Source organism: Curtobacterium sp. BRB10 (assembly GCF_031844325.1).
Classification (GTDB): domain Bacteria; phylum Actinomycetota; class Actinomycetes; order Actinomycetales; family Microbacteriaceae; genus Curtobacterium; species Curtobacterium poinsettiae_A.
Map to the genome: position 1 here is coordinate 626824 of NZ_JAUZVA010000001.1, position 23993 is coordinate 650816.

General features: G+C 69.8%; 23 protein-coding genes. 13 read left to right on the forward strand and 10 right to left on the reverse strand.

The window, feature by feature from the left end:
• Positions 1–2: 2 nt before the first annotated feature.
• The 4 genes from trpS to Q9R26_RS03145 form a co-directional block, all read right to left on the reverse strand.
• Positions 3–1013: a tryptophan--tRNA ligase gene (gene trpS / locus Q9R26_RS03130; RefSeq protein WP_262138603.1), complete on the reverse strand. Its 1011-nt coding sequence runs from the start codon at positions 1011–1013 to the stop codon at positions 3–5.
• Between the two features lie 41 nt (positions 1014–1054).
• The gene (locus Q9R26_RS03135) at positions 1055–1912 is read right to left on the reverse strand and encodes an exodeoxyribonuclease III (RefSeq protein WP_311226512.1); all 858 of its coding nucleotides are present in this window, start codon (positions 1910–1912) and stop codon (positions 1055–1057) included.
• A 128-nt stretch (positions 1913–2040) separates the two neighbouring features.
• The gene (locus Q9R26_RS03140) at positions 2041–2313 is read right to left on the reverse strand and encodes an HPr family phosphocarrier protein (RefSeq protein WP_022905912.1); all 273 of its coding nucleotides are present in this window, start codon (positions 2311–2313) and stop codon (positions 2041–2043) included.
• A 69-nt stretch (positions 2314–2382) separates the two neighbouring features.
• Complete coding sequence (locus tag Q9R26_RS03145; RefSeq protein WP_182066620.1) at positions 2383–3153, reverse strand: DeoR/GlpR family DNA-binding transcription regulator; 771 nt, start codon at positions 3151–3153, stop codon at positions 2383–2385.
• 251 nt (positions 3154–3404) lie between these two features.
• Here Q9R26_RS03145 and ptsP point away from each other — a divergent pair, with 251 nt between their 5' ends.
• The 8 genes from ptsP (at position 3405) to Q9R26_RS03185 (ending at position 11512) form a co-directional block, all read left to right on the forward strand.
• Complete coding sequence (ptsP, locus tag Q9R26_RS03150; protein WP_311226513.1) at positions 3405–5063, forward strand: phosphoenolpyruvate--protein phosphotransferase; 1659 nt, start codon at positions 3405–3407, stop codon at positions 5061–5063.
• A 68-nt stretch (positions 5064–5131) separates the two neighbouring features.
• Positions 5132–6688 (forward strand): PTS mannitol transporter subunit IICB, encoded by a 1557-nt coding sequence (locus tag Q9R26_RS03155; protein ID WP_182066618.1) that lies wholly within the window; start codon positions 5132–5134, stop codon positions 6686–6688.
• An 88-nt stretch (positions 6689–6776) separates the two neighbouring features.
• Positions 6777–7214 carry a PTS sugar transporter subunit IIA gene (locus tag Q9R26_RS03160; protein WP_182067233.1) on the forward strand — a complete coding sequence of 146 codons (438 nt, stop codon included), beginning with the start codon at positions 6777–6779 and terminating at the stop codon, positions 7212–7214.
• On the forward strand, positions 7211–8368 hold the full coding sequence (locus Q9R26_RS03165) for a mannitol-1-phosphate 5-dehydrogenase (RefSeq protein ID WP_311226514.1): 1158 nt from the start codon (positions 7211–7213) through the stop codon (positions 8366–8368). Before Q9R26_RS03160 ends, Q9R26_RS03165 begins: the two co-directional genes overlap by 4 nt.
• 146 nt (positions 8369–8514) lie before the next feature.
• Positions 8515–9459, forward strand: a complete 945-nt coding sequence (locus Q9R26_RS03170; RefSeq protein WP_311226515.1) for an NADP-dependent oxidoreductase — start codon at positions 8515–8517, stop codon at positions 9457–9459.
• Positions 9460–9580: 121 nt separating this feature from the next.
• The gene (locus Q9R26_RS03175) at positions 9581–10144 is read left to right on the forward strand and encodes a DUF805 domain-containing protein (protein WP_311226516.1); all 564 of its coding nucleotides are present in this window, start codon (positions 9581–9583) and stop codon (positions 10142–10144) included.
• A gap of 82 nt (positions 10145–10226) precedes the next feature.
• Positions 10227–10811 (forward strand): DUF805 domain-containing protein, encoded by a 585-nt coding sequence (locus Q9R26_RS03180; RefSeq protein WP_311226517.1) that lies wholly within the window; start codon positions 10227–10229, stop codon positions 10809–10811.
• On the forward strand, positions 10808–11512 hold the full coding sequence (locus Q9R26_RS03185; protein WP_311226518.1) for a DUF805 domain-containing protein: 705 nt from the start codon (positions 10808–10810) through the stop codon (positions 11510–11512). Before Q9R26_RS03180 ends, Q9R26_RS03185 begins: the two co-directional genes overlap by 4 nt.
• Positions 11513–11580: 68 nt before the next feature.
• Here the strand turns inward: Q9R26_RS03185 and Q9R26_RS03190 are convergent, their stop codons facing one another.
• The 6 genes from Q9R26_RS03190 to Q9R26_RS03215 all read right to left on the reverse strand — a co-directional run bounded on the left by Q9R26_RS03190 (position 11581) and on the right by Q9R26_RS03215 (position 17113).
• A complete protein-coding gene (locus Q9R26_RS03190; RefSeq protein ID WP_311226519.1) occupies positions 11581–12222 on the reverse strand; it encodes a TNT domain-containing protein in 642 nt (213 codons plus the stop codon).
• A gap of 51 nt (positions 12223–12273) precedes the next feature.
• Entirely contained in the window at positions 12274–13047 is a 774-nt protein-coding gene (locus Q9R26_RS03195) for a succinate dehydrogenase iron-sulfur subunit (protein WP_017888736.1), read from the reverse strand.
• A gap of 1 nt (position 13048) precedes the next feature.
• A complete protein-coding gene (gene sdhA / locus Q9R26_RS03200; protein WP_259579412.1) occupies positions 13049–14842 on the reverse strand; it encodes a succinate dehydrogenase flavoprotein subunit in 1794 nt (597 codons plus the stop codon).
• A gap of 49 nt (positions 14843–14891) precedes the next feature.
• Positions 14892–15338: a succinate dehydrogenase, hydrophobic membrane anchor protein gene (sdhD, locus tag Q9R26_RS03205; RefSeq protein ID WP_027466446.1), complete on the reverse strand. Its 447-nt coding sequence runs from the start codon at positions 15336–15338 to the stop codon at positions 14892–14894.
• 11 nt (positions 15339–15349) lie between these two features.
• Positions 15350–15799 carry a succinate dehydrogenase, cytochrome b556 subunit gene (sdhC, locus tag Q9R26_RS03210; protein ID WP_017888739.1) on the reverse strand — a complete coding sequence of 150 codons (450 nt, stop codon included), beginning with the start codon at positions 15797–15799 and terminating at the stop codon, positions 15350–15352.
• A gap of 78 nt (positions 15800–15877) precedes the next feature.
• Positions 15878–17113, reverse strand: a complete 1236-nt coding sequence (locus Q9R26_RS03215) for a glycosyltransferase family 1 protein (protein WP_247737939.1) — start codon at positions 17111–17113, stop codon at positions 15878–15880.
• A gap of 166 nt (positions 17114–17279) precedes the next feature.
• Here Q9R26_RS03215 and Q9R26_RS03220 point away from each other — a divergent pair, with 166 nt between their 5' ends.
• From Q9R26_RS03220 to Q9R26_RS03240, 5 genes are all read left to right on the forward strand, one after another.
• On the forward strand, positions 17280–18395 hold the full coding sequence (locus Q9R26_RS03220) for a mannose-1-phosphate guanylyltransferase (RefSeq protein WP_311226520.1): 1116 nt from the start codon (positions 17280–17282) through the stop codon (positions 18393–18395).
• A 198-nt stretch (positions 18396–18593) separates the two neighbouring features.
• The gene (locus Q9R26_RS03225; RefSeq protein WP_182065819.1) at positions 18594–19658 is read left to right on the forward strand and encodes a BMP family protein; all 1065 of its coding nucleotides are present in this window, start codon (positions 18594–18596) and stop codon (positions 19656–19658) included.
• Between the two features lie 87 nt (positions 19659–19745).
• Complete coding sequence (locus Q9R26_RS03230; RefSeq protein ID WP_311226521.1) at positions 19746–21266, forward strand: ABC transporter ATP-binding protein; 1521 nt, start codon at positions 19746–19748, stop codon at positions 21264–21266.
• Positions 21267–21321: 55 nt separating this feature from the next.
• Positions 21322–22689: an ABC transporter permease gene (locus tag Q9R26_RS03235; RefSeq protein ID WP_311226522.1), complete on the forward strand. Its 1368-nt coding sequence runs from the start codon at positions 21322–21324 to the stop codon at positions 22687–22689.
• A complete protein-coding gene (locus tag Q9R26_RS03240; protein ID WP_182065822.1) occupies positions 22686–23978 on the forward strand; it encodes an ABC transporter permease in 1293 nt (430 codons plus the stop codon). Before Q9R26_RS03235 ends, Q9R26_RS03240 begins: the two co-directional genes overlap by 4 nt.
• Positions 23979–23993 lie beyond the last annotated feature (15 nt).

Consider the following 23993-nt stretch of genomic DNA (forward strand, 5'->3'; position numbering starts at 1 on the left):
GATCAGCCCCGCGACCGCGGGACGAACCCGATGCGGTCGTAGACGCGGGTCAGGGTCTCCCGCGCGATCGACTCGGCACGGTCGGCGCCGACGGCGAGCAGCCGGTCGAGCTCTGCCGGGTCGTCGAGCAGCTCGAGCGTGCGGGCGCGGACCGGTTCGAGCTCGGCCACGACGGCGTCGGCGACCTCGCCCTTCAGGTCGCCGTAGCCCTTGCCGGCGAACGATTCCTCGAGCGCGGCGATCGAGGTGCCGGTGAACGCCGACAGGATCGACAGCAGGTTCGTCACACCGGGCTTCGTCTGGCGGTCGGCCCGGATCTCGCGCTCGGCGTCGGTGACGGCCGACTTGATCTTCTTCGCGGTGCGCTTCGGGTCGTCGAGCAGGCGGATGAGGCCGTTGTCCGACGCTGCGGACTTGCTCATCTTGCTGGTCGGGTCCTGCAGGTCGTAGATGCGTGCGGTCTCGGTCAGGATCCGCGCCTCGGGCGTGACGAAGGTGTCGCCGAACCGCGAGTTGAAGCGTCCGGCCAGGTCGCGCGTGAGCTCGACGTGCTGTCGCTGGTCGTCGCCGACCGGCACGACCTTCGTGTCGTAGAGCAGGATGTCCGCGGCCATCAGGATCGGGTAGGTGAACAGCCCGACCGACGCGGCCTCGGCGCCCTGGCGTGCCGACTTGTCCTTGAACTGGGTCATCCGGCTCGCCTCGCCGAAGCCGGTCAGGGTGTTCAGCACCCAGGCGAGTTCGGCGTGCGCCGGCACGTGCGACTGCACGAACAGTGTCGCCTTGGACGGGTCGATGCCCGACGCGATGTACTGCGCAGCGGTGGCTCGGGTGTTCGCGCGGAGCTCGGCCGGGTCCTGGGGCGAAGTGATCGCGTGCATGTCGACGACGCAGTAGATGGCGTCGTAGTCGTCGAGCAGGGTCCTCCACTGCATGAGTGCCCCGACGTAGTTGCCGAGGTGCAGCGATCCGGCGGACGGCTGGATGCCCGAGAAGATGCGGGTCTTGGTCATGGTGGTGCTCCGGTGCGTCAGGTGAAGCGAGAGAAGAGGGGTCAGAGTTCGTAGTCGACGACCACGGGGGCGTGGTCGGACCATCGCTGGTCGTACGCCGCGGCGCGGTCGACCCTGTACTCCGTGACCTTGGCGGCCAGGTCGGGCGTCGCCATCTGGTAGTCGATGCGCCATCCGGTGTCGTTGTCGAAGGCCTGACCGCGCCACGACCACCAGGTGTACGGGCCGTCGACGTCACCGGCCTGGGCGCGACCCACGTCGACCCAACCGAGCCCGGGGCCCGTGGAACCGTCGGCGCCCTCGACCGGTTCGCCGTCGGTGCCGAAGAACCGCGAGAAGTAGGCACGCTCGCGGGGCAGGAAGCCGGCGCGCTTGACGTTGCCCTTCCAGTTCTTGATGTCGCGCTCGTCGTGCCCGACGTTCAGGTCACCGACGACGACCGCGAGCGGGTTGTGCGCTCGGAGCGCCGGCAGCCGCTCGGTCATCGCGTCGAGGAACTTCCACTTCTCGTCCTGCTTGGGGGTGTCGACCTCGCCCGAGTGCACGTAGGTGGAGACCACCGTGACGGTGGTGCCGCCGATCTCGTAGTCGGCCTCGAGCCAGCGGCCGGCGGAGTCGAAGTCGTCCGGGCCGAGCGCGACGCGGTGGATCTGGGCACGCGTGTGACCAGCACCGTGGCGCGAGGCGATCGCGACGCCGGCCCGGCCCTTCGCGGTCGCCGGGTCGTGCACGATGTCCCACTCGTCGCCGAGCAGCGCAGCCAGGTCGTCGCTCGACGCGCGCACCTCCTGCAGGGCCAGCACGTCGACGTCGCGGGTGGTGAGCCAGTCGCCCATGCCCTTGCGGAAGGCGGCGCGGACGCCGTTCACGTTGACGGATGCGAGGCGCAGGCGTGTCATGCAGAACACCTTATCGGCGGGTGCCGACAGCCCTGGACGCCCCCGACAGGCGGACGGGAGGCCCGTGGCTGCGCAGCCACGGGCCTCCCGTCCGTCTGGTGGTCGCGTGCAGGACGCGACCTGCGCGATCAGGCCGCGTCGTGGTCCGTCTTCAGGAACTCGACCAGGCTGTCCGCGGTGGTCTCGGCGTCGTCGCCCGAGACGGTGAGGGTGACCTCGTCGCCGTTCTCGATGCCGAGCCCGAGCAGGGCGAGGATGCTGCCGGCGTTCCCGGACTTGTCGCCCTTGGCGATCGTGACCTGGTGCCCCGACGCCGTCACGGTCTGGACGAAGAGGGATGCGGGGCGAGCGTGCAGGCCGGATGCGCTGGCGACGGTCACGGTGCGGGTGGCTTCGGACATCGATGTACTCCTGTCGATGGGTGGTTGGCTCATGCTAGCGAGCACTGGGTGGGCGGGAACGGGGCACGGTCAGGGTCGGCCGGGCCAGAAGACCTCGGTACCGGCGGCCTCGACCTCGCGGACCAGGTCGAGGTTGACGGCGGGGTCGGTGATGATCGTGTCGATCGCGGCGAGCGGGGCGACGCGACCGAACTCCTCGCGGCCGAACTTGGTGTGGTCGGCGAGCAGGATGCTCCGTCGGGCGGACTTGATCATCGCGCTCTTCACGGCAGCTTCGGCCATGTTGTGGGTCGTCAGGCCGCGCTCCGGCGTGATGCCGTTGATGCTGATGAAGGCGACGTCGACGCTGACCATGCCGATGAGCTGGTGCGTCCAGGTGCCGACGCCGGCCAGGGAGTCGCTGCGGATGTTGCCGCCGAGCAGGTGCAGGTCGATGCCCGGGCGGTTCGCGACGGCGGTGGCGACCGGGAGCGAGTGCGTGACCACGGTCAGCCCGCGGTCGGTCGGCAGCAGCTCGGCCAGGCAGATGGTCGAGGTGCCGGCGTCGATCATGATCGAGCCGTTCTCGGGCAGTTCCGCCAGGGCGGCCTCGGCGATGACCATCTTCTCGGCCTGGTTGATGCCGCCGCGGTCCCCGACGCCGGGGTGCAGGGTGATCCGCTCGACGGGGATCGCGCCGCCGTGTGCGCGACGGACCAGACCGCGGCGTTCCAGGCTCGTCAGGTCGCGGCGGATGGTCTCGGGCGTGACGGCGAGCGACTCGGCCAGGTCCTTGACGTCCACCCGGCCCTGCGCGCGTGCCTGCTCGACGATGCGCTGGTGGCGTTCTGGTGCGTACATCGGACCTCGTCGTCTCGGGTCGGAACGGAACGGACATGCTCGGGCGCGACATCCGCGACGTCGTGCCCTGCGTTCGATCCGCCAGACGCAAACGGGCATCTGTTTCTGCATTTTTATCCCCGGATGTGTTTGTTTGTCAACGCGAAGCGGGGTAGTGTGCTGCTCAGCCGCACGGGCGTGGTCTGTTCCCGTGTCGTCAGCACCGAACGATCCACCCCACCGCAAGCGCGTGTGAGATGAAGGAGTCTCGAATGTCCGAACTGCTCGGCACCGGCGTCGGCCGTGGCGTTGCCCACGGCCCCGTGCTCCGGATGGCTGACCCGCTCGGCGAACCGTCGAAGGACGCCCTGGTGGGTTCGGCGGAGGACGCGAAGCAGGCCGTGCACGACGCACTGGCCGCCGTGGCGGACGACCTCAACAAGCGCGGACAGCTCGCCGGTGGCGATGCGCAGGCCGTGCTCGAGGCCCAGGCGCTCATGGCGCAGGACCCGACGCTCCTCGACGACGTGCACACCCGCATCGACGGCGGTACCAACGCCGAGCGCGCGGTGTACGAGGCGTTCGCCCAGTTCCGCGACCTGCTCGTCGGCATGGGCGGCTACATGGGGGAGCGCGCGGCCGACCTCGACGACGTCGCCCAGCGCATCATCGCCAAGCTCCGCGGCGTGCACGCACCCGGCGTCCCCGAGTCGGACATCCCCTTCGTCCTCGTCGCCCGCGACCTCGCCCCGGCGGACACCGCGCTGCTCGACCTCGAGAAGGTGCTCGCGCTCGTCACCCGTGACGGCGGCCCGACGTCGCACACCGCGATCCTCGCCCGTGCCAAGGGCATCACCGCCATCGTCGGCGTGACCGGCGCCGACGACCTGGCCGACGGCCAGTCCGTCGTCGTGGACGCCCTCGCCGGCACCGTCGTGACCGACCCTTCTGCGGAGCTCGTGGCCGAGGTCGAGCAGCGCATCGCCGACCGTCTCGCCGCCGCAGCGGCACCGCTCACCGCCGGTGCGCTCGCCGACGGCCACGTCGTGCCCCTGCTCGCGAACCTCGGCAGCCCCGCCGACGCCGCCGGCGCCGTTGCTCTCGGTGCGGAGGGCGTGGGGCTCTTCCGCACCGAGTTCCTCTTCCTCGACTCGCCGAAGGCCCCCACGGTCGACGAGCAGACCGAGTCGTACCGCCAGCTCCTCGCGGCGTTCCCCGGCAAGAAGGTCGTCGTGCGCGCGCTCGACGCCGGCGCCGACAAGCCCCTGCCGTTCCTCACCGACAAGGACGAGGAGAACCCGGCCCTCGGGCGCCGCGGCCTGCGTGCGCTGCGGAACCACCCCGAGGTCCTGCGCGACCAGCTCACCGCGCTCGCCCAGGCCGACGCCGCGACCGAGGCCGACCTGTGGGTCATGGCCCCGATGGTCGCCGACGCCGAGGAGACCGAGTACTTCGTCACCCTGGCCCGCGAACTCGGCATCCGCACCGCGGGTGTCATGGCCGAGGTGCCGTCGCTCGCGCTGATGGCCGAGCAGGTGTTCCAGAACGCCGACTTCGTGTCGATCGGCACGAACGACCTGACCCAGTACACGATGGCTGCCGACCGCATGCTCGGCACCGTCGCGTCCTACCAGGACCCGTGGCACCCCGCCGTCCTGCGCCTCGTCGCGCAGCTCGGCTCCGCGGGGGCGACCGCCGGCAAGGCCGTCGGGATCTGCGGTGAAGCAGCAGCCGACCCGCTGCTCGCCGTCGTCCTGGTCGGTCTCGGCGCCACAACCCTCTCCATGACCCCCGCGGCTCTGGCCGACGTGCGCGCCGAACTCGGCCGCTACACGCTCGAACAGGCCCGCGAGATGGCGACGGCGGCGCTCGCCGCGAGCACGGCGGCGGCCGCGAAGTCCGCTGCCGCGGCCGCGACGCACGCCGCCTGAGCCACCACCCCCAGCACCACCCCTCCCATCACCACGCAGCAGCTCCACCACACAGAAAGTCACCGCACATGACAACGTCGTCCGTTGCAGCGCCCGACGCACCCGCGAAGTCGCGGGGCGGCGCACGCGTCGCCGTTCAGAAGTTCGGCACGTTCCTCTCCGGCATGGTCATGCCCAACATCGCGATCTTCATCGCGTGGGGCATCATCACGGCCTTCTTCATCGAGACCGGGTGGACCCCCGTCGGCGTCCTCGGCGGGTTCGGTGAGACGGCCGGTGTCGCCAACCCCGGCCTCGTCGGCCCGATCCTGACCTACCTGATCCCGCTCGCGATCGCCATCCAGGGCGGCCGGATGATCTACGACACCCGCGGTGCCGTCGTCGGGTCGATCATGACCATGGGCGTCATCATCGGGGCCTCCGGCACCACGATGATCCTCGGCGCGATGATCTGTGGCCCGCTCGGTGCCTACCTGATCAAGCAGATCGACCGGATCTGGGACGGCAAGATCAAGCCCGGCTTCGAGATGCTCGTCAACAACTACGCGGCCGGCATCCTGGGCTTCGTCCTCGCGATGATCGGTTTCTTCTGGCTCGCGCCGCTGTTCAAGCTCATCGCCGAGGGCCTCGGCTCCGCGGTGGACTTCCTCGTGCAGCACTCGCTCCTGCCGCTCGCCAGCGTCATCATCGAGCCGGCGAAGGTCTTCTTCCTGAACAACGCCATCAACCACGGTGTGCTCGACCAGCTCGGCGCGGCGCAGGTCGCCGAGTCCGGCAAGTCGATCCTGTTCCTGCTCGAGGCGAACCCCGGCCCCGGTCTCGGTCTGCTGCTGGCATTCACCTTCTTCGGTGTCGGCATCGCCCGCTCGACCGCTCCCGGCGCGATCATCATCCAGTTCTTCGGTGGCATCCACGAGATCTACTTCCCGTACGTGCTGCAGAAGCCGATCCTGTTCATCGCCGTCATCCTCGGTGGTGCCACGGGTGTCGCCACGAACGTGGCGTTCCAGTCCGGCCTCGTCGCCCCGGCGTCGCCCGGCTCGATCTTCGCGGTGCTCGGCGCCACCGAGCGCAACAGCTTCCTCGGCGTGATCCTGTCGGTCGTCCTGTCCGCCGCGGTGTCGTTCGCGGTCTCGTCCTTCTTCCTGCTCGCCAGCCGCAAGCGCGACCTGGCGAACGGCGGCGGTGACATGAGCGCCGCCATGGCGAAGCTCCAGGCCAACAAGGGCCGCGACGTCAACTCGGCGACCGCCGGCCTGCTCGGCAACAACTCCCCGGCCAACGAGGAAGAGGCCGAGGCCTCCCTCGGCGGCGTCGGCTCGGCGAACACGGCGACGGCGACGAAGGTCCAGAACCTGGTCTTCGCCTGCGACGCCGGCATGGGCTCGAGTGCGATGGGTGCCAGCGTCCTGCGCAACAAGATCAAGAAGGCGGGCATCGAAGGGGTCACGGTCTCCAACAAGGCGATCGCGAACCTGTCCGGTGACGAGGACCTGATCATCACGCAGGAAGAACTGACGGACCGCGCCAAGCAGAAGAACCCGAACGCGCAGCACGTGTCGGTCGGCAACTTCATGAACGCGCCGCAGTACGACCAGGTCGTCGAGCAGCTGAAGAACCAGTAACGCCACAACCAGTAACGAAGTGCAGTATCGGAGGGGACGGGGCTGACCCGTCCCCTCCATCTCGTCCTCAACACAAGGAGAACCCCCGATGCCCGTCCTGCAGGAGAGCCAGATCCGCATCCACACCGAGGACACCGCGCCGACCAAGTCGGAGGCGATGAAGGAGGCGGCCGAGATCCTCGAGGCTGCGGGCGCGGTCACGGCCGACTACTACCCGGCGATGCTCGAGCGCGAGAAGAGCGTGTCCACCTACATGGGCAACTTCCTCGCCATCCCGCACGGCACCAACGACGCGAAGGACGCCATCAAGTCGTCCGCACTGTCGTTCATCCGCTACGCCAGCCCGATCGACTGGGACGGCAACCCCGTGCGCTTCGTCGTCGGCATCGCCGGTGTGAACAACGAGCACCTCGACATCCTGTCGAAGATCGCGATCGTGTTCTCCGACGAGGACGAGGTCCAGAAGCTCACCGACGCCCAGGACACCGCAGCGATCCTGTCGATCCTCGGCGAGGTCAACGAGTGAGCACCAGCACCGCCGTCCACTTCGGTGCCGGCAACATCGGCCGCGGCTTCGTCGGGCTCCTGCTCCACGAGGCCGGGTACGAGGTCGTCTTCGCCGACGTCGCCGCACCGCTCATCGACGCCCTCGCCGCCGCCGACTCGTACACCGTGCACGAGGTCGGGGCCGGTGCGCAGGACCACGAGGTCACGAACTTCCGCGCGCTGAACAGCGCGCAGGACGAGGACGGCGTGGTCGCCGAGATCGCGACCGCCGCGGTCGTCACGTGCGCCGTCGGCCCGAACGTCCTGAGGTTCATCGCGCCGGTCATCGCCCGGGCGCTCGTCGTCCGCGACGCCGACGCGGCCCCGATCGCCGTCATGGCCTGCGAGAACGCGCTGAACGCGACCGACCGGCTGCGCGAGTTCATCGTCGCGGCCCTGCCCGAGGACGGCCGCGACGCGGCCCTCGCCAAGGCCGTGTTCGCGAACACCGCCGTCGACCGCATCGTGCCCGCACAGCCCGAGGGCGGCGGACTCGACGTCACCGTCGAGACCTACTACGAGTGGGCCATCGACCGCACGCCGTTCGGTGGGAACGAGCCGGAGATCCCCGGCGCGCACTACGTCGACGGCCTCGCGGCGTCGATCGAGCGCAAGCTCTTCACGGTGAACACCGGACACGCCACCGTCGCGTACCACGGCTTCGTCGCCGGGGCCGACAAGATCTCGGACGCCATCGCGATCCCCGCCGTGCGCTCCGAGCTCGAGTCCGTGCTCGCCGAGACGAGCGACCTGCTCATCCGCCGGCACGAGCTTGACCCCGAGGTGCACCGCGCGTACGTGCAGGCGATCATCGGCCGGTTCGAGAACCCACACCTGCCCGACACGGTGACCCGCGTCGGCCGTCAGCCGCTCCGCAAGCTGTCGCGCGACGAGCGCTTCGTCTCGCCTGCCGCCGCGCTGGCCGAGGACGGTACCGAGCCGACCGCGCTCCTCGACGCGATGGCCGCGGCGCTCCGCTTCGACGTCGCGGACGACGAACAGAGCGTCGAGCTGCAGGCCCTCCTGGCATCGGACGCGTCCGACGCCGACGTGGTCACGCAGATCACCGGGCTCGACACGGCGCACCCGCTGCACGCCGCGTTCGCGGACCGGGTGCGCCAGGCGCGCGCCTGACGACGCCAGCGTCTCCCCGACTGGAGGCCCGTCACCAGCTGGTGACGGGCCTCCAGTCCGTCACGGGGTCGCGACGAATTCCTCCGCGGTGCCGCGGAGGGGTGCACCCCGAGAGCCTGCGGGAGGCAGCGCGTACCGTCCGGTGCATGACGAAGCACTGGGTAGCACCGCGGTTCGGCGGCAGCGAGGTCCTCGAGTACACCGACGCAGAGGTTCCCGCTCCGGGCCCCGGCGAGGTCACCATCCGCGTCCGCGCTGCCGGCATGAACCCCGCCGACACGAAGCACACCCGCCAGGGTGACCCGTCCGACCTGCCGATCGCCGTCGGCTACGAGGTCGCCGGCACCATCAGCGCGATCGGGCCCGACACCGAGATCGCGTCCGGAGGGGGAGCCGTCGGTGACGAGGTCCTCGCGTTCCGCGTCCAGGGCGGGTGGGCCGAGGAACTGACGGTGCCTGCGCGCGATGTGTTCGCGAAGCCCGCCTCGCTCGGCTTCCCCGAGGCCGCGAACCTCCTCCTCGCCGGGACCACCGCGGCCGACATGCTCCGGGTGACCCGGGCCTCCGGGAACGACACCGTCCTCGTGCACGGCGCCGCCGGAGCCGTGGGGATCAGCCTGCTCCAGCAGCTCCGCCTGCTCGGCGCCCGGGTGATCGGGACCGCGTCCGAACGGAATGCCGACGTGGTCGCGGACTTCGGCGGAGAGTGGATCGCCTACGGGGACGGGCTCGAGGAGCGGGTCCGAGCGTTGGTCGCGGACGGCACGGGCGACGGCGTCGACGTGGCGCTCGACTGCGTCGGCACCGACGAGGCGGTGGACGTCTCCCTCGCGCTCGTCGCAGACCGCTCGCGCATCGTGACCATCGCGGCGCCCGGCCGGGCGGAGTCCGACGGCATCCGGGCGATCGGCGGCGCACAACCGGAGAGCAAGGCGTTCCGTGACTCCGTGCGGCAGCGGCTCATCGACCTCGCGGGTGCCGGGCACCTCGAGGTCCCGGTGGCGCGGACGTTCCCGCTGGCGGAGGCGAAGGCGGCGGCGGAGCTGCTGGAGTCCGGGCACCCCGGGGGCAAGCTCGCGCTCCTGCCCTGACCGCACGGTCGGGTCAGGTGCACGGTCGGGACAGGAGTCGTCCGCACGGATGACGCTCGCCGGCTCGGGGGAGTGCCACACTCTGTGTGGACCGACAGCCCCCGCCGGAAGGAACGCACCGATGAGCGACCAGTACCCGTCCCGCGACCCGTACGGGCAGCAGCCGGGCCCGTACGGACAGCAGCCGTGGGGCCAGCAGCCTCCGGGGCAGTACGGGCAGTACGGGCAGAACGGGCAGTCGGCGCGGCCCGGTCCGGGGCAGCCGAGTGGTGGGAGGTCCGAGCCGCCGCTCTGGGCGCCCTGGTACGGCATCCCCTTCCCCCAAGCGTTCCTGCGGTTTTGGAAGAAGTACGTGCGGTTCGACGGTCGGGCCAGCCAGTCGGAGTACTGGTTCTGGGCGCTCTGGTACCTCATCGGCTCGGCGGTGGCCGGCATCATCGGCAGCGGGTTCGACGTGCTGCCGTTCGTCGACGACGGTTCGGACGGCCTCGGCAGCTTGTGGAGTCTCGCCTGTGCCCTCGGGTTCATCGCGTTGACGGTTCGGCGGCTGCACGACGTGAACCGCAGTGGCCTGCTCGCCCTGCTGTTCATCGTCCCGCCGATCGGCATCCTGTTCTCGCTGATCATCGGGCTGATGTCCTCGAACCCTCAGGGGCAGCAGTACGACCGCCCGCTGCAGGGCTGACGCGCGGACCCGGTTCTGACGGCCCCTCAGGAGTTCTGGTTGACTCGGACGAAGACGCCGGACACCACTCGAGGGGGACCACGTGAGCGACCAGTACCCGCAGGATCCGAACAACCAGCCGAACGCCCAGTTCGGCGGCGCACCGCAGTACGGCGGCGTACCGCAGTACGGCCAGCAGCCGCCGACCGGGCCCGACGGCGAACCGCCGCTCTGGGCGCCGTGGTACGGGATCTCGTTCGGCAAGGCCGTCGGTCGCTTCTTCAAGAAGTACGCGACGTTCAGCGGTCGTGCCAGCCGGAGCGAGTTCTGGTGGTGGTACCTGGCGAACGGGATCGTGTTCGTCGTCCTCAGCATCCTGTACGGCATCGGTATCGGCACCTCAGAGCGCTCGACCGTGTCCACGTCGACCGCGACGTCCACCAGCGTCCAGTCGACCGTCACCGACCCGTCGGCACTCTTCGTCATCTCGGGCATCCTGTTCCTGCTCTGGGGCCTCGTGATCATCGTCCCGACGCTCGCCCTCGGATGGCGCCGCCTGCACGACGCGAACCTCCCCGGTGCGCTGTGGATCATCGCGCTCTTCGTCGGCATCGTCGGCATCGTCTTCGGCCTGCTGCCCTCGAACCCGCAGGGTGCGCGGTACGACCGCCCCGACTCGAGCCGATGAGCAACGACGGGACGCCCCAGTGGGGCCAGCCCGGGGGCGATCAGCAGCAGGGGCAGCCGGGCTCCGGGCAGCAGCCGGGCTCCGGGCAGCAGCCGGGATACGGGCAGCAGCCTCAGTACGGGCAGCAGCCTCAGTACGGACAGCAGCCGGGCTACGGACAGCAGCCGCACCAGCAGCCGTACGCGCAGCCGTACGCTGACCCGTACCCGCAGTTCGCGCAGCCGGTCCCGCTCGGGCCCGACGGTGTCCCGCCGATCTGGGCACCGTGGTACGGCATCGGGTTCCTCGACGCGTTCACCCGGTTCTTCAAGAAGTACGCCCGGTTCGACGGCCGCGCCAGCCGGAGCGAGTTCTGGTACTTCGTGCTCGCCAACGCCATCGTGACGATCGTGCTGTTCGGCGGGTTCTACGCCGTCCTCTTCGCGACGGTCGGGACGAGTGGCGCCGTCGACGAGTACGGCAACCCCACGGGGAACAGCGCGCCGTCGCCGTTCGCCTTCGTCCTGCTCGCGCTCTACTTCATCTGGTGGCTCGCCACGATCGTGCCGGGTATCGCCCTCGGTTGGCGTCGCGTGCACGACGCGAACCTGGCAGGCCCGTTCTGGTTGATCGCGCTCTTCGTCAGCGCCGCTGCGATCGTGTTCGGCTGCCTGCCGTCGAACCCGGCCGGTGCGCAGTACGACCGCCCCGACCTGCGGTAGCTCCACGGACGAGAACAGCCCGCCCCACGCGTCGAGCGCGGGGCGGGCTGTTCGTGTGTCGGCGGAGCTCAGACCACCCGGAGACGGACGAGCGCACCGTCGACGACCAGGTCACGCACGGTGGCCGAAGGGTCGGCGATCTGGAAGCGCAGCGCGCCGCCCGGCTGCTCGAACCACGGCTGGACGAAGCGGACGTTCACCAGGAACGGCCGGTCGACGACGTACCGGTGGGTCTCCGGCGACGCCGCCACGTGCGGGGGCAGCGACCGGGTGGGCAGCGGGGTGTCGAGCGGGTGCAGCAGGTAGCCGTCCGGGCCACCGATGCGGTCGACGGGCACACCGGCCGGGATCTGGATGGTCAGCCCCTGCTCGCCGGCCTGCGCGACCTGCTGCGCGAGCTGCGGGTAGGTCGACGCTGCGCGGTCGCGGAGTCCCTCGAGCTCGTGACGGGGGATGTCACGCGGCTCCGGGAACGGACGGTTCAGGAACCGGCGGAGCATCTCGACCGCGTCGTCCTCACCCGTGGCCTGCGCGAGACGGCGAGCCGTGCCGTAGTCGACGACCTCGAGCGCGTAGCCGGAGGCGTCGGTCTGGACGACGCGGAGCGCCCCCTCGACCGGCGGTTCGTGCAGGGTCTCGCCGGGGAGCTGCACGTACCGGGTCGTGTAGCCGAGCTGGTCGAGGATGGGGCGGGTGTCCGCGAACGTCATGGTCGGGAGCCTATCGGTCGGCGTGGTGCTGGGCCTCGGACGGAGCCGGGACTACGCCCGGCCCCGCATGATCGCCTGCTTGACCTCGGAGATCGCCTTCGTGACCTGGATGCCGCGCGGGCATGCGTCGGTGCAGTTGAAGGTCGTGCGGCAGCGCCAGACGCCTTCCTTGTCGTTGAGGATGTCGAGGCGGACGTTCGCGGCGTCGTCGCGGGAGTCGAAGATGAAGCGGTGGGCGTTCACGATCGCGGCGGGACCGAAGTACTGCCCGTCGGTCCAGAACACCGGGCAGGACGACGTGCACGCGGCGCAGAGGATGCACTTCGTGGTGTCGTCGAAGCGGGCGCGGTCGGCGACGGACTGCACACGCTCCTTGCCGGGCGTCGGGGCCGACGAGGACTGCAGGAACGGCTGCACCTCGCGGTAGCTCTGGAAGAAGGGTTCCATGTCGACGACGAGGTCCTTCTCGAGCGGCAGACCCTTGATCGCCTCGACGTAGATCGGCTTCGAGACGTCGAGGTCCTTGATCAGGGTCTTGCACGCCAGTCGGTTGCGACCGTTGATCCGCATGGCGTCGGAACCGCAGACGCCGTGTGCGCAGGATCGGCGGAAGGTCAGGGACCCGTCCTGCTCCCACTTGATCTTGTGCAGGGCGTCGAGGATGCGGTCGGTCGGCAGCATCATGACGTCGAAGTCCTGCCAGCGCGGCTCGTCGTCGACGTCGGGGTCGAAGCGACGGACGATGACCGTGACGGAGAAGGATCCGGGAGGGGCGTCCTGCACGGTGTCGGTGCGGGGTGCTTCGGAGACCAGGGTGTCGGTCATCTCAGTACTTCCTCTCCATCGGCTGGTACCGCGTGATGACGACGGGCTTCCAGTCGAGCGTGATGTGGTCGTCGGCGAGGGACGAGTGCGGGTCGCCCGTCAGGTACGCCATGGTGTGCTGCATGTAGTTCTCGTCGTCGCGCTTCGGGTAGTCGTCGCGCATGTGGCCGCCGCGGCTCTCCTTGCGGTTGCGTGCGGAGTACACGACGACCTCGGCCAGGTCGAGCAGAAACCCGAGCTCGACGGCCTCGAGCAGGTCGGTGTTGAACCGCTTGCCCTTGTCCTGCACGGAGACCTGCATGAAGCGGTTGCGGAGCGTGTGCAGGGTCTCGGTCACACGGGCGAGCGACTCGTCGGTGCGGAACACCTGCGCGTTCTTGTCCATCTCCTCCTGCAGTTCCTTGCGGAGCGCGGAGACGCGCTCGGTGCCGGTGGAAGCACGGAGCTGGTCGAGCATGGTGCGGACGCCGGCAGCCGGGTCTTCCGGCAGGGGGAGGAACTCGGCGGTCTTGACCCACTCGGCGGCGTTGTTGCCCGAGCGCTTGCCGAAGACGTTGATGTCGAGCAGCGAGTTCGTGCCGAGGCGGTTCGACCCGTGCACGGAGACGCAGGCGCACTCGCCGGCGGCGTAGAGGCCGGGGACGACGGTGGTGTTGTCGTACAGCACCTCGGCGTCGGTGTTGGTCGGGATGCCACCCATCGCGTAGTGCGCGGTCGGCATCACGGGCACCGGCTCGACCACGGGGTCGACGCCCAGGTACGTGCGGGCGAACTCCGTGATGTCCGGGAGCTTGGTCTCGAGGACCTCGGCCCCCAGGTGCGTGCAGTCGAGCAGCACGTAGTCCTTGTTCGGTCCGGCACCCCGGCCCTCGGCCACTTCCTGCACCATGCAGCGCGCGACGATGTCACGCGGAGCGAGGTCCTTGATGGTGGGGGCGTACCGCTCCATGAAGCGCTCGCCCGAGGCGTTCCGGAGGATCGCGCCCTCGCCGCGGGCGCCCTCGGTCAGCAGGATGCCGAGCCCGGCGAGCCCGGTCGGGTGGAACTGGAAGAACTCCATGTCCTCGAGCGGCAGGCCCTTGCGCCAGACGATGCCCACGCCGTCGCCGGTCAGGGTGTGCGCGTTCGAGGTGGTCTTGTACATCTTGCCGAAGCCGCCGGTCGCGAAGATCATCGCCTTGGCGTGGAAGACGTGCAGCTCACCGGTCGCGAGCTCGAACGCGACGACGCCGGCCGGCTGCTGGCGGGTGACGCCGTCGTCACCGACGACGTCGACCATGATGAGGTCGAGTGCGTAGAACTCGTTGTAGAACTCGACGCCGAGCTTCACGCAGTTCTGGAACAGCGTCTGCAGGATCATGTGCCCGGTGCGGTCGGCGGCGTAGCAGGCCCGGCGGACCGGGGACTTGCCGTGGTCGCGGGTGTGCCCACCGAAACGGCGCTGGTCGATCTTGCCCTCGGGCGTGCGGTTGAACGGCAGGCCCATGTTCTCGAGGTCGATGACGGCGTCGATCGCCTCCTTCGCGAGGATCTCGGCGGCGTCCTGGTCGACCAGGTAGTCGCCGCCCTTGATCGTGTCGAAGGTGTGCCACTCCCACGAGTCCTCTTCGACGTTCGCGAGGGCCGCGGCCATCCCGCCCTGCGCCGCACCGGTGTGCGACCGGGTGGGGTAGAGCTTCGAGATGACGGCCGTCTTCGCCTTCGGGCCGGCCTCGATCGCGGCTCGCATGCCCGCGCCTCCGGCGCCGATGATGACGATGTCGAACTGGTGGTGGTGGACGGTGGTCTCGGTCACAGGGGTCTTTCCGTAGACGGTGGGAACGCGGGCAGTGGCGGTGGTGGTGCTACTGCGCCGGGCAGAAGGACGGCAGGTCGGCGGCAGCCGCGCCGGCGGGGCACGGGTCGAAGGTCCAGCAGACGAGGAGCCCGAGGACGATCAGCACGACGCAGGCGGCCAGGATCGCGACGAGCAGCGTCTTGCGGATGCCGGGCTTCGACACGTAGTCGTTGACGATCGTGCGCATGCCGTTCGAGCCGTGGATGAGGGCGAGGACCAGCATGAGCGAGTCCCAGACCTGCCAGAAGGGATTGGCCCACTTGCCGGCGACGAAGGCGAAGTCGATCTGCTTGACGCCCTCGCCAGCCACCATGTTGACGAAGAGGTGGCCGAAGATCAGCACGACGAGCAGCACGCCCGAGGCGCGCATGTAGATCCAGCCCCACTTCTCCCAGTTGGTGGTGCTGCGGGCGGCTGCGGCCGAGCGGGGAGGTTCGACGATCTGCGTGGTCATGTCCGTGCCCCTCAGTTGAAGTCCGCGACGAGGTTCATGAGCTGGCGGGGCAGGAAGCCCGCGATCGCCACCGCCCACAGGACCATGACGATCCAGAACATGGCCCGCTGGTACTTCGGGCCCTTCGACCAGAAGTCGATCAGGATGATCCGCAGGCCGTTGAAGGCGTGGAACACGATGGCCATGACGAGCGCGATCTCGCCGAGGTTCATGATCGGGGTCTTGTACGTGCCGATGACCGCGTTGTACGCCTCTGGGGAGAGCCGCACGAGCGCCGTGTCGAGGATGTGCACGAGCAGGAAGAAGTAGATCGCCACGCCCGTGATGCGGTGGAGGACCCACGACCACATCCCGATCGAACCGCGGTAGAGCGTGCCCTGTGGCGTCCGAGAAGCCCGCGGGGCTTCGATCGAGACGTCGGGCACCGCGGTTGCCGTACCCCCGCCGGTGTGCTCAGCCATGAGCTCGTCCTTCCATAGGACGGGCTCGCCCGATCGGCGAGCCCTTGCCGTTCGTGTTCGTGTGGAACACGACCCATCCTATGCGCGGGCGCTGACCTTCTCGTCCCGACCGGCCCGGAGGCCCCGTCCGACGGGCGGCGCGCCGATGGTGCGGGCCGTGTCGTGGTGGTCGAGGAGCTGGTCGCCGACGGCTTCCCAGGTGGTTCCCTCGACCCGGAGCCGTCCGGCGGAACCCATCCGCTCCGCCAGCGCGCGGTCGTGGTGCAGCCGCAGGACCGCGTGCCGCAGGGCCTGCGGAGCACCGGCGTCGTAGAGCTCGCCGTCGAGCCCCGGGGCGACCAGGTCGAGCGGGCCGCCGGACGCCGGTGCGATCACAGGCAGGCCGGAGGCGTGGGCCTCCTGCAGGGTCTGCCCGAAGGTCTCGGCCGGGCCGGTGTGCACGAACAGGTCGAGCGCCGCGTACGCGTCGGCGAGGGCGTCGCCGCGCAGGGGGCCGGTGAAGGTGACGTCGAGGTGCCGGAGCCGACGTTCGAGCATCGCCCGCGACGGACCCCCTCCGGCCACGACGACCCGGATGCCGGGGACGCCGCCGAGTTCGGCGAGCCGCTCGACCTCCTTCTCCGGGGCGAGTCGGCCGACGTAGCCGACGATGGTCTCGCCGTTCGGGGCCAGGCGGCGGCGGAGCGTCCGCACGTGCCCGGTCGACCGGCGCGCGGGGTGGAACAGCTCGGTGTCGACGCCGCGACCCCAGCGGGCGACGCGGGGCACGCCCTCCTCGGCGAGCATCGCGGCCGTCGCGCTCGACGGGGCGAGCGTCAGCGAGGCCCCGGCGTGGATGCGTCCGAGGATCTTCCGCACCAACGGGACGGTCGCGGTCAGGCCGTTGCGGCGGGCGAACCCGGCCACGTCGGTCTGGAAGACGGCGACGGAGGGGATGCCGAGCCTCCCGGCTGCCGTGATCGCGCGTCCACCCAACAGGAACGGACTGGCGGCGTGGAGCACGTCGGCGCCGGAGGCGGCGAGGATCGTGTCGAGCACCGGGTGGGGGAGTGCCACCGGGAACTGGCGGTAGGCGACGGCGGGGATGCGGTGGACGTCGAAGGAGCGGTAGCGCTCCACGGCGCTGCGCGACCGGAACTGGGCGAGCCCGGGGGTGTCCGGTGCGATCACGACCGCGCGGTGGCCCCGTCGTTCCAGGTGGTCGAGGACCGCCAGGACACTGGTGGTCACGCCGTTGAGGGTGGGCAGGAAGCTCTCGGTCACGACGGCGACGGTCCGGGGGGACGTGCCGCGCTCCACGCTGCGTGCGCTCATGGTGCTGCCCATGCTCCGGGCGGGACGTGACCCGGCGGGGCCGACGACGTGAACGGGACGCGCGCGCCGGGTGAACAACGCGGCGGCCGACGCTGCGGGAGCCCGCATGCGGGAATCGTGCGGAGACCACCCAGGATCCGCCCGGCGGGACCGGTACGGTGAGCGCGTGGCTGACGCTCTCGAAGACTTCTACGCGATCATCCCCGCAGGGGGCATCGGATCGCGCCTGTGGCCGTTGTCGCGTGCGGACGCACCCAAGTTCCTGCACGACCTGACGGGCTCCGGTACCTCGCTGCTGCGGCAGACCTGGGACCGCCTGGCGCCGCTCGCCGGCGACCAGCGGATCATGGTCGTCACCGGCCGTGCGCACCGGGTCGCGGTGGAGTCGCAGCTGCCCGGCGTCGAGGACCACAACGTGGTGCTCGAGAGCGAGCCGAAGGACTCCACGGCCGCCATCGGCCTGGCCGCGGCGATCCTGGTGCGCCGCGAGCCCGACGTCGTCATCGGCTCGTTCGCCGCCGACCACGTCATCGGGGACGCCCGTGGCTTCCGCCGTTCGGTGCGCGAGGCCGTCGCCGTCGCCCGCGCCGGCTACGTCACCACCATCGGCATCACCCCGACGGAACCCGCGATCGGCTTCGGCTACATCAACGCCGACACCGTCGCGCTCGACATCGCGGGCGCCCCGACCGCACACGCGGTGAAGTCGTTCGTCGAGAAGCCCGACCTCGACACCGCCCGCTCGTACGTCGAGCAGGGCAACTACCTCTGGAACGCCGGCATGTTCATCGCGCGCGCCGACGTGCTGCTCGCGGAGATCGGCCGGACGAAGCCGGAGCTGCTGGCGGGCATCAACGAACTCGCCGACGCCTGGGACACCTCGGCCCGCGGCGCCGTCGTCGATGCCGTCTGGCCGATGCTCGAGAAGATCGCGATCGACTACACCGTCGCCGAGCCGGCCGCCGCCGCCGGACGCATGGCGGTCGTCCCCGGTGACTTCGACTGGGACGACGTGGGTGACTTCGCCTCCCTCGCCAAGCTGCAGTCCGGCGGTCGGCCGAACAACCTCGCCGTGCTGGGGGACGGTGCACGCATCCTGGCGGACTCGTCGAGCGGCATCGTGATCTCGCACAGCCAGCGACTCATCTCGCTCATCGGCGTCGAGGACATCGTCGTCGTGGACACCCCGGACGCCCTGCTCGTCACCACGAGCGCGAACGCGCAACGGGTGAAGAGCGTGGTGGATGCGCTGAAGATCAGCGGCCGCGGCGACGTCCTGTAGCGCTCCACCGACAAACCCCTCGAACTGGGGGTCTGTGCGCGACCCCGCGTTACGGGCGCGTTTCGGCGGGGTCGCGATCCCGTAACCGATCCGCAGGACCCCCGCAACGGGTCCTGTACCGACCCGACGGTCGTGTACTGTCGCCACGATCGCCCGGAACGCACGTGGTCCGGGCACGCTCCCCGGAGGAACCAACCCGTGACATCTCGTACCCGACAGGTCGTCCTCAGCGGCCTCGCGCTCGCCGGCACCGTCGCCGTCCTTGCCGGCTGCGCCTCGGCGCCGTCCACCACCGACTCGGCGAAGAAGACCGACTTCCGCCCCTGCATGGTCTCCGACGCCGGTGGGTTCGACGACAAGTCGTTCAACCAGCTCGGCTACGAGGGCATGAAGGACGCCGCCGAGGAACTCGGTGCCACCTACAAGGAGGCCGAGTCGAAGGACGCCACCGTCTACGACTCGAACATCGAGCAGCTCATCGGCCAGAACTGCAACCTCGTGGTGACCGTCGGCTTCAACCTGGCCGACGCCACGAAGAAGCAGGCCGCTGCGAACCCCGACACCGACTTCGCGATCATCGACGACAACTCGATCGACGCGAAGAACGTCAAGCCGATCACGTTCGACACCTCGCAGGCGGCGTTCCTCGCCGGGTACGCCGCGGCGTCCTACTCGAAGACCGGCGTCGTCGGCACCTTCGGCGGCATGCAGATCCCGACCGTCACCATCTTCATGGACGGCTTCGCGGACGGCGTGAAGTACTACAACGAGCAGAAGGACAAGGACGTCAAGGTCGTCGGCTGGAACGTCGACACCGGCAAGGGCTCCTTCACCGGTGGCTTCGAGGCCGGCACGCAGGCCAAGTCGGTCGCGCAGACGCTCCTCGACCAGGACGCCGACGTGATCCTCCCCGTCGGTGGCCCGATCTACCAGTCCGCTGCCGAGGCCATCAAGGACGCCGACAACGGTTCCGTCCTGATCGGTGCGGACAGCGACCTCTACGAGGCCGACCCCCGCTACAAGGACATCGCCTTCACCTCGGTCGAGAAGGGCATGCGCCCGGCCGTGAAGGACGTCGTCGAGCAGGCGGCTGACGACAAGTTCTCGAAGGACCCGTACGTGGGCACCCTCGAGAACGAGGGCGTCGGCATCGCCCCGTTCCACGACTTCGAGTCCAAGGTCGACAAGGGCCTGCAGGGCGAGCTCGACGACGTGAAGGCCGGCATCATCGACGGCTCGATCAAGGTCAAGACCCAGTCCTAATCCCATGGACGCGGGCGGGGGATCTTCCCTCGCCCGCGTTCTTGTGCGCCCGCGTGGCGCACGCGAGACAGAAATAGACTCCCGAACATGAAGCTCGAACTCCGCGGCATCACCAAGCGGTTCGGCGCCCTGGTCGCCAACGACCACATCTCGCTCACCGTCGAGCCGGGTGAGGTCCACTGCCTCCTGGGTGAGAACGGCGCCGGCAAGTCCACCCTGATGAACGTCCTGTACGGCCTGTACGACGCCGACGAGGGCGAGATCCTGCTCGACGACGTGGTGCAGGACTTCGACGGCCCCGGTGACGCCATGCGCGCCGGGATCGGCATGGTGCACCAGCACTTCATGCTCGTGCCGGTGTTCACCGTCGCCGAGAACGTGATGCTGGGGCAGGAGCAGACCACCTTCGGCGGGCGGCTCGACCTGGCCGGTGCCCGCAAGCGCGTGCAGGAGATCTCCGACCGCTTCGGGTTCGACGTCGACCCCGACGCCAAGGTCGAGGACCTGCCCGTCGGCGTGCAGCAGCGCGTCGAGATCATCAAGGCGCTGTCCCGCGACGCATCCGTGCTGGTGTTCGACGAGCCGACGGCCGTCCTCACCCCGCAGGAGACCGACGAGCTGATGGGCATCATGCGCCAGCTCCGCGAAGCCGGCACCGCGATCGTCTTCATCACCCACAAGCTGCGCGAGGTGCGCGAGGTCGCCGACCGCATCACGGTGATCCGTCTCGGCAAGGTCGTCGGCGAGGCGTCGCCGACCGCCACGAACAACGAGTTGGCCGCGCTGATGGTCGGCCGTGCCGTCTCGCTCGTGGTCGACAAGGCTCCCGCGGCCGGTGGCGCCGACGCCCTGGTCGTCGAGAACCTGACCGTGACCGACCCGTCCGGCATCGTGCTCGTCGACGACGTCTCCTTCACGGTACGCCGGGGCGAGGTCCTGGCGATCGCCGGGGTGCAGGGCAACGGGCAGACCGAGCTCACCGAGGCGATCATCGGTCTCGAGCCCGTCCACGCCGGCCGCATCACCCTCGACGGCAAGGAACTCACCGGGCGGAGCGTCAAGCAGGTGCTCGACGCCGGCGTCGGCTTCGTCCCCGAGGACCGCAAGGAGGACGGCCTGGTCGGCGAGTTCACGATCGCCGAGAACCTGATGCTCGACCGGGCCGACCACGCCGAGTTCGTCCGTGCCGGCACGATCCGCGCCGCCGAGCGCGACGCCTTCGCCGACGAGAAGATCGCGGAGTTCGACATCCGGACCCCGGGGCGCACCACCGCTGCCGGTCGGCTGTCCGGCGGCAACCAGCAGAAGATCGTCCTGGCGCGCGAACTGAGCCGTGCGCTGCGGCTGTTCGTCGCCGCGCAGCCCACCCGCGGCATCGACGTCGGCTCGATCGAGTTCGTCCACAAGCGCATCGTCGCCACCCGCGACACCGGTGTGCCGGTCATCGTCGTCTCCACCGAGCTCGACGAGGTCGTGGCCCTGGCCGACCGGATCGCCGTGATGTACCGCGGCGGCATCGTCGGTATCGTCCCCGCGACCACCCCCCGTGACGTCCTCGGCCTCATGATGGCCGGGGAGATCCCCGAAGGAACGGAGCTGGCCGCATGACCGGTTCGGCCGGCGAGATCCAAGCCACACCCACGACCGGAACGGAGCTGGCCGCGTGACCACCCCACCGCCAGACAACACGCAGCAGCCGGCCCCGGCCGCGCAAGGCACCGCGGACGCCCCGCTCACCGACGACCGTCTGCAGGAGGTCGAGTCGACCCCGCACCTGATGACGGACTCGGCAGCGGACACCGAGCGCCGCAACGGCGCCGGTGGTGACCGCTGGCACGCCGCCCTGCAGGGGATCCTGAACGGCTCCGTGCTCGTCACGGTGCTCGCCGTCGTCCTCGCGCTGGTCGCGTGCGGCATCCTCATCGCGGTGACCGACGAGAACGTCCGTGCCACCGCCGGCTACTTCTTCGCCCGCCCGACGGACATGCTCCAGGCGATCGGCACCGCGGTCGGCGGCGCCTACGCCTCGCTGTTCCAGGGCTCGGTGTTCAACTTCGGAGCGGACTCCTTCCAGCAGGCGATCGGGCCGCTCACGCGCTCCGTCGACTACTCGGTGCCGCTCATCGCCGCCGGGCTCGGGATCGCCCTGTCGTTCCGCGCCGGGCTGTTCAACATCGGCGGCCAGGGCCAGATCCTGATGGGGGCCGCGGCCGCCGGGTGGGTCGGGTTCTCGTTCGACGGCCCCGCCGCGATCCACATCCCGCTCACGATCATCGCCGGCATCGTCGGCGGCGCGGTCTGGGGTGGGATCGTCGGGGTGCTCAAGGCCCGGACGGGCGCGAACGAGGTGGTCGTCACGATCATGCTCAACTACGTCGCGCTCTACCTGGTCAGCTACCTGCTCCGCACCCCGGGCCTGCTGCAGGCCCCGGGCAGCAGCAACCCGATCTCACCCGCCACGAAGGACAGCGCGCTCCTGCCGCAGCTCTTCGGCGTGCGGTACGGCGTGGACCTCGGGTTCATCGTCGCGATCATCGCGGTCGTCGTCGTCTGGTGGCTCGTCAACAAGTCGTCGCTCGGCTTCCGGTTCCGCACCATCGGTGAGAACCCCCGCGCCGCCCGTGTGGCCGGCATGAGCGTCCCGTCGCTGACCATCTGGGTCATGGTCATCTCCGGTGCCCTGGTCGGCATCGCCGGCGCCTACCAGGTGCAGGGCGCGGTCACCACGGGCTTCACCTCGGGCATCGACGCCGGCATCGGCTTCGACGCCATCACCGTGGCCCTGCTCGGCCGCTCGAAGCCGTGGGGCGTGTTCTGGGCGGCGATCCTGTTCGGCGTCCTGAAGAACGGCGGCTACGCGATGCAGGCCGCCAACGGCATCCCGATCGACATCGTCGGCGTCATCCAGGCACTCATCGTCCTCTTCATCGCGGCGCCGCCGCTCGTCCGCGCGATCTTCCGGATCCCGCAGCCGGGTGCCCGCAAGCGCACGAAGACGAGCAAGAACAGCAAGAAGGCGGTCGCCGCATGAGCACCCTCAGCCCCACCGCGGCCGCGCCGCGCATGCCCCTGGACGACCGCCCGGTCGAGACGACCCGCAGCTGGAAGCTCCCGATCGGGTACGGCGTGTTCACGCTGCTCGCGCTCGTGCTGTTCGGCTTCGGACACCGTCCCGGAACGGCGACGCTCCGCCTGGCCTCGAAGGGCGACTTCTTCGCGCTGCCGAACGTCCCGCTGCCGGCGACGGCCACCGGGATCGTCGTGACCGTGCTGCTCGCGCTCGCCACGGTGTACGCGATCGTCGAGACCCGTGCCTCGCGTCGTGTGCCGCTCTGGGTGACCTCGGTGTTCGCGATCGTCTTCGTGGTCGGCTTCCTGGCGTGGGCGGTCGCCGGCGACTCGATCACCATCCCCGGCATGCTCTTCGGTGCGCTCGGCCTCGCGGTCCCGCTCGTCTTCGGTGCACTCGGCGGCGTGATCTCCGAGCGTGTCGGCGTGGTGAACATCGCGATCGAGGGGCAGTTCCTCGCCGGTGCGTTCACCTCGGCGCTCATCGCCTCGCTCACCGGGTCGCCGTGGGTCGGTCTCGTCGGAGCGCTCGTCGCGGGTGTGCTCGTGTCGTTCGTCCTCGCGGCGTTCAGCATCAAGTACCTGGTCGACCAGGTCATCGTCGGTGTCGTCATCAACGCCTTCATCTCGGGCCTGACCGGCTTCCTGTACTCGCAGGTGCTGTCGCCGAACCAGCAGACGCTCAACATCGGCATCCGGTTCCCGAAGTTCGAGGTGCCGGTGCTCCACCAGATCCCGATCATCGGACCGATCTTCTTCGAGCAGTCGGTCGTCGTCTACCTGGCCTACATCGCCGTCGCGGTCGTCACCTTCGGCCTGTTCAAGACCCGCTGGGGTCTGCGGCTCCGCGCCGTCGGCGAGCACCCGCAGGCCGCCGACACGGTGGGCATCAACGTCACGAGCACCCGGTTCTGGAACGTCTCGCTCGCCGGGGCGATCGCGGGCCTCGGCGGCGCGTACTTCACGCTCGACGCCACGGGCGGGTTCACGAAGGACATGACGGCGGGCGCGGGCTACATCGCCCTGGCCGCCGTCATCTTCGGCCGCTGGGACCCGATCAAGGCCACGCTCGCGGCGCTGCTGTTCGGCTTCGCGTCGAACCTGCAGAACACGCTCAGCGCGGTCGGCTCGCCCGTACCGAGCGAGTTCCTGCTGATGCTGCCGTACGTGGTGACGATCTTCGCGGTGGCCGGCCTGGTCGGCCAGTCGCGCGGCCCAGCCGCGTCCGGCAAGCCGTACATCAAGAGCTGACGGCCTGGAGGCACG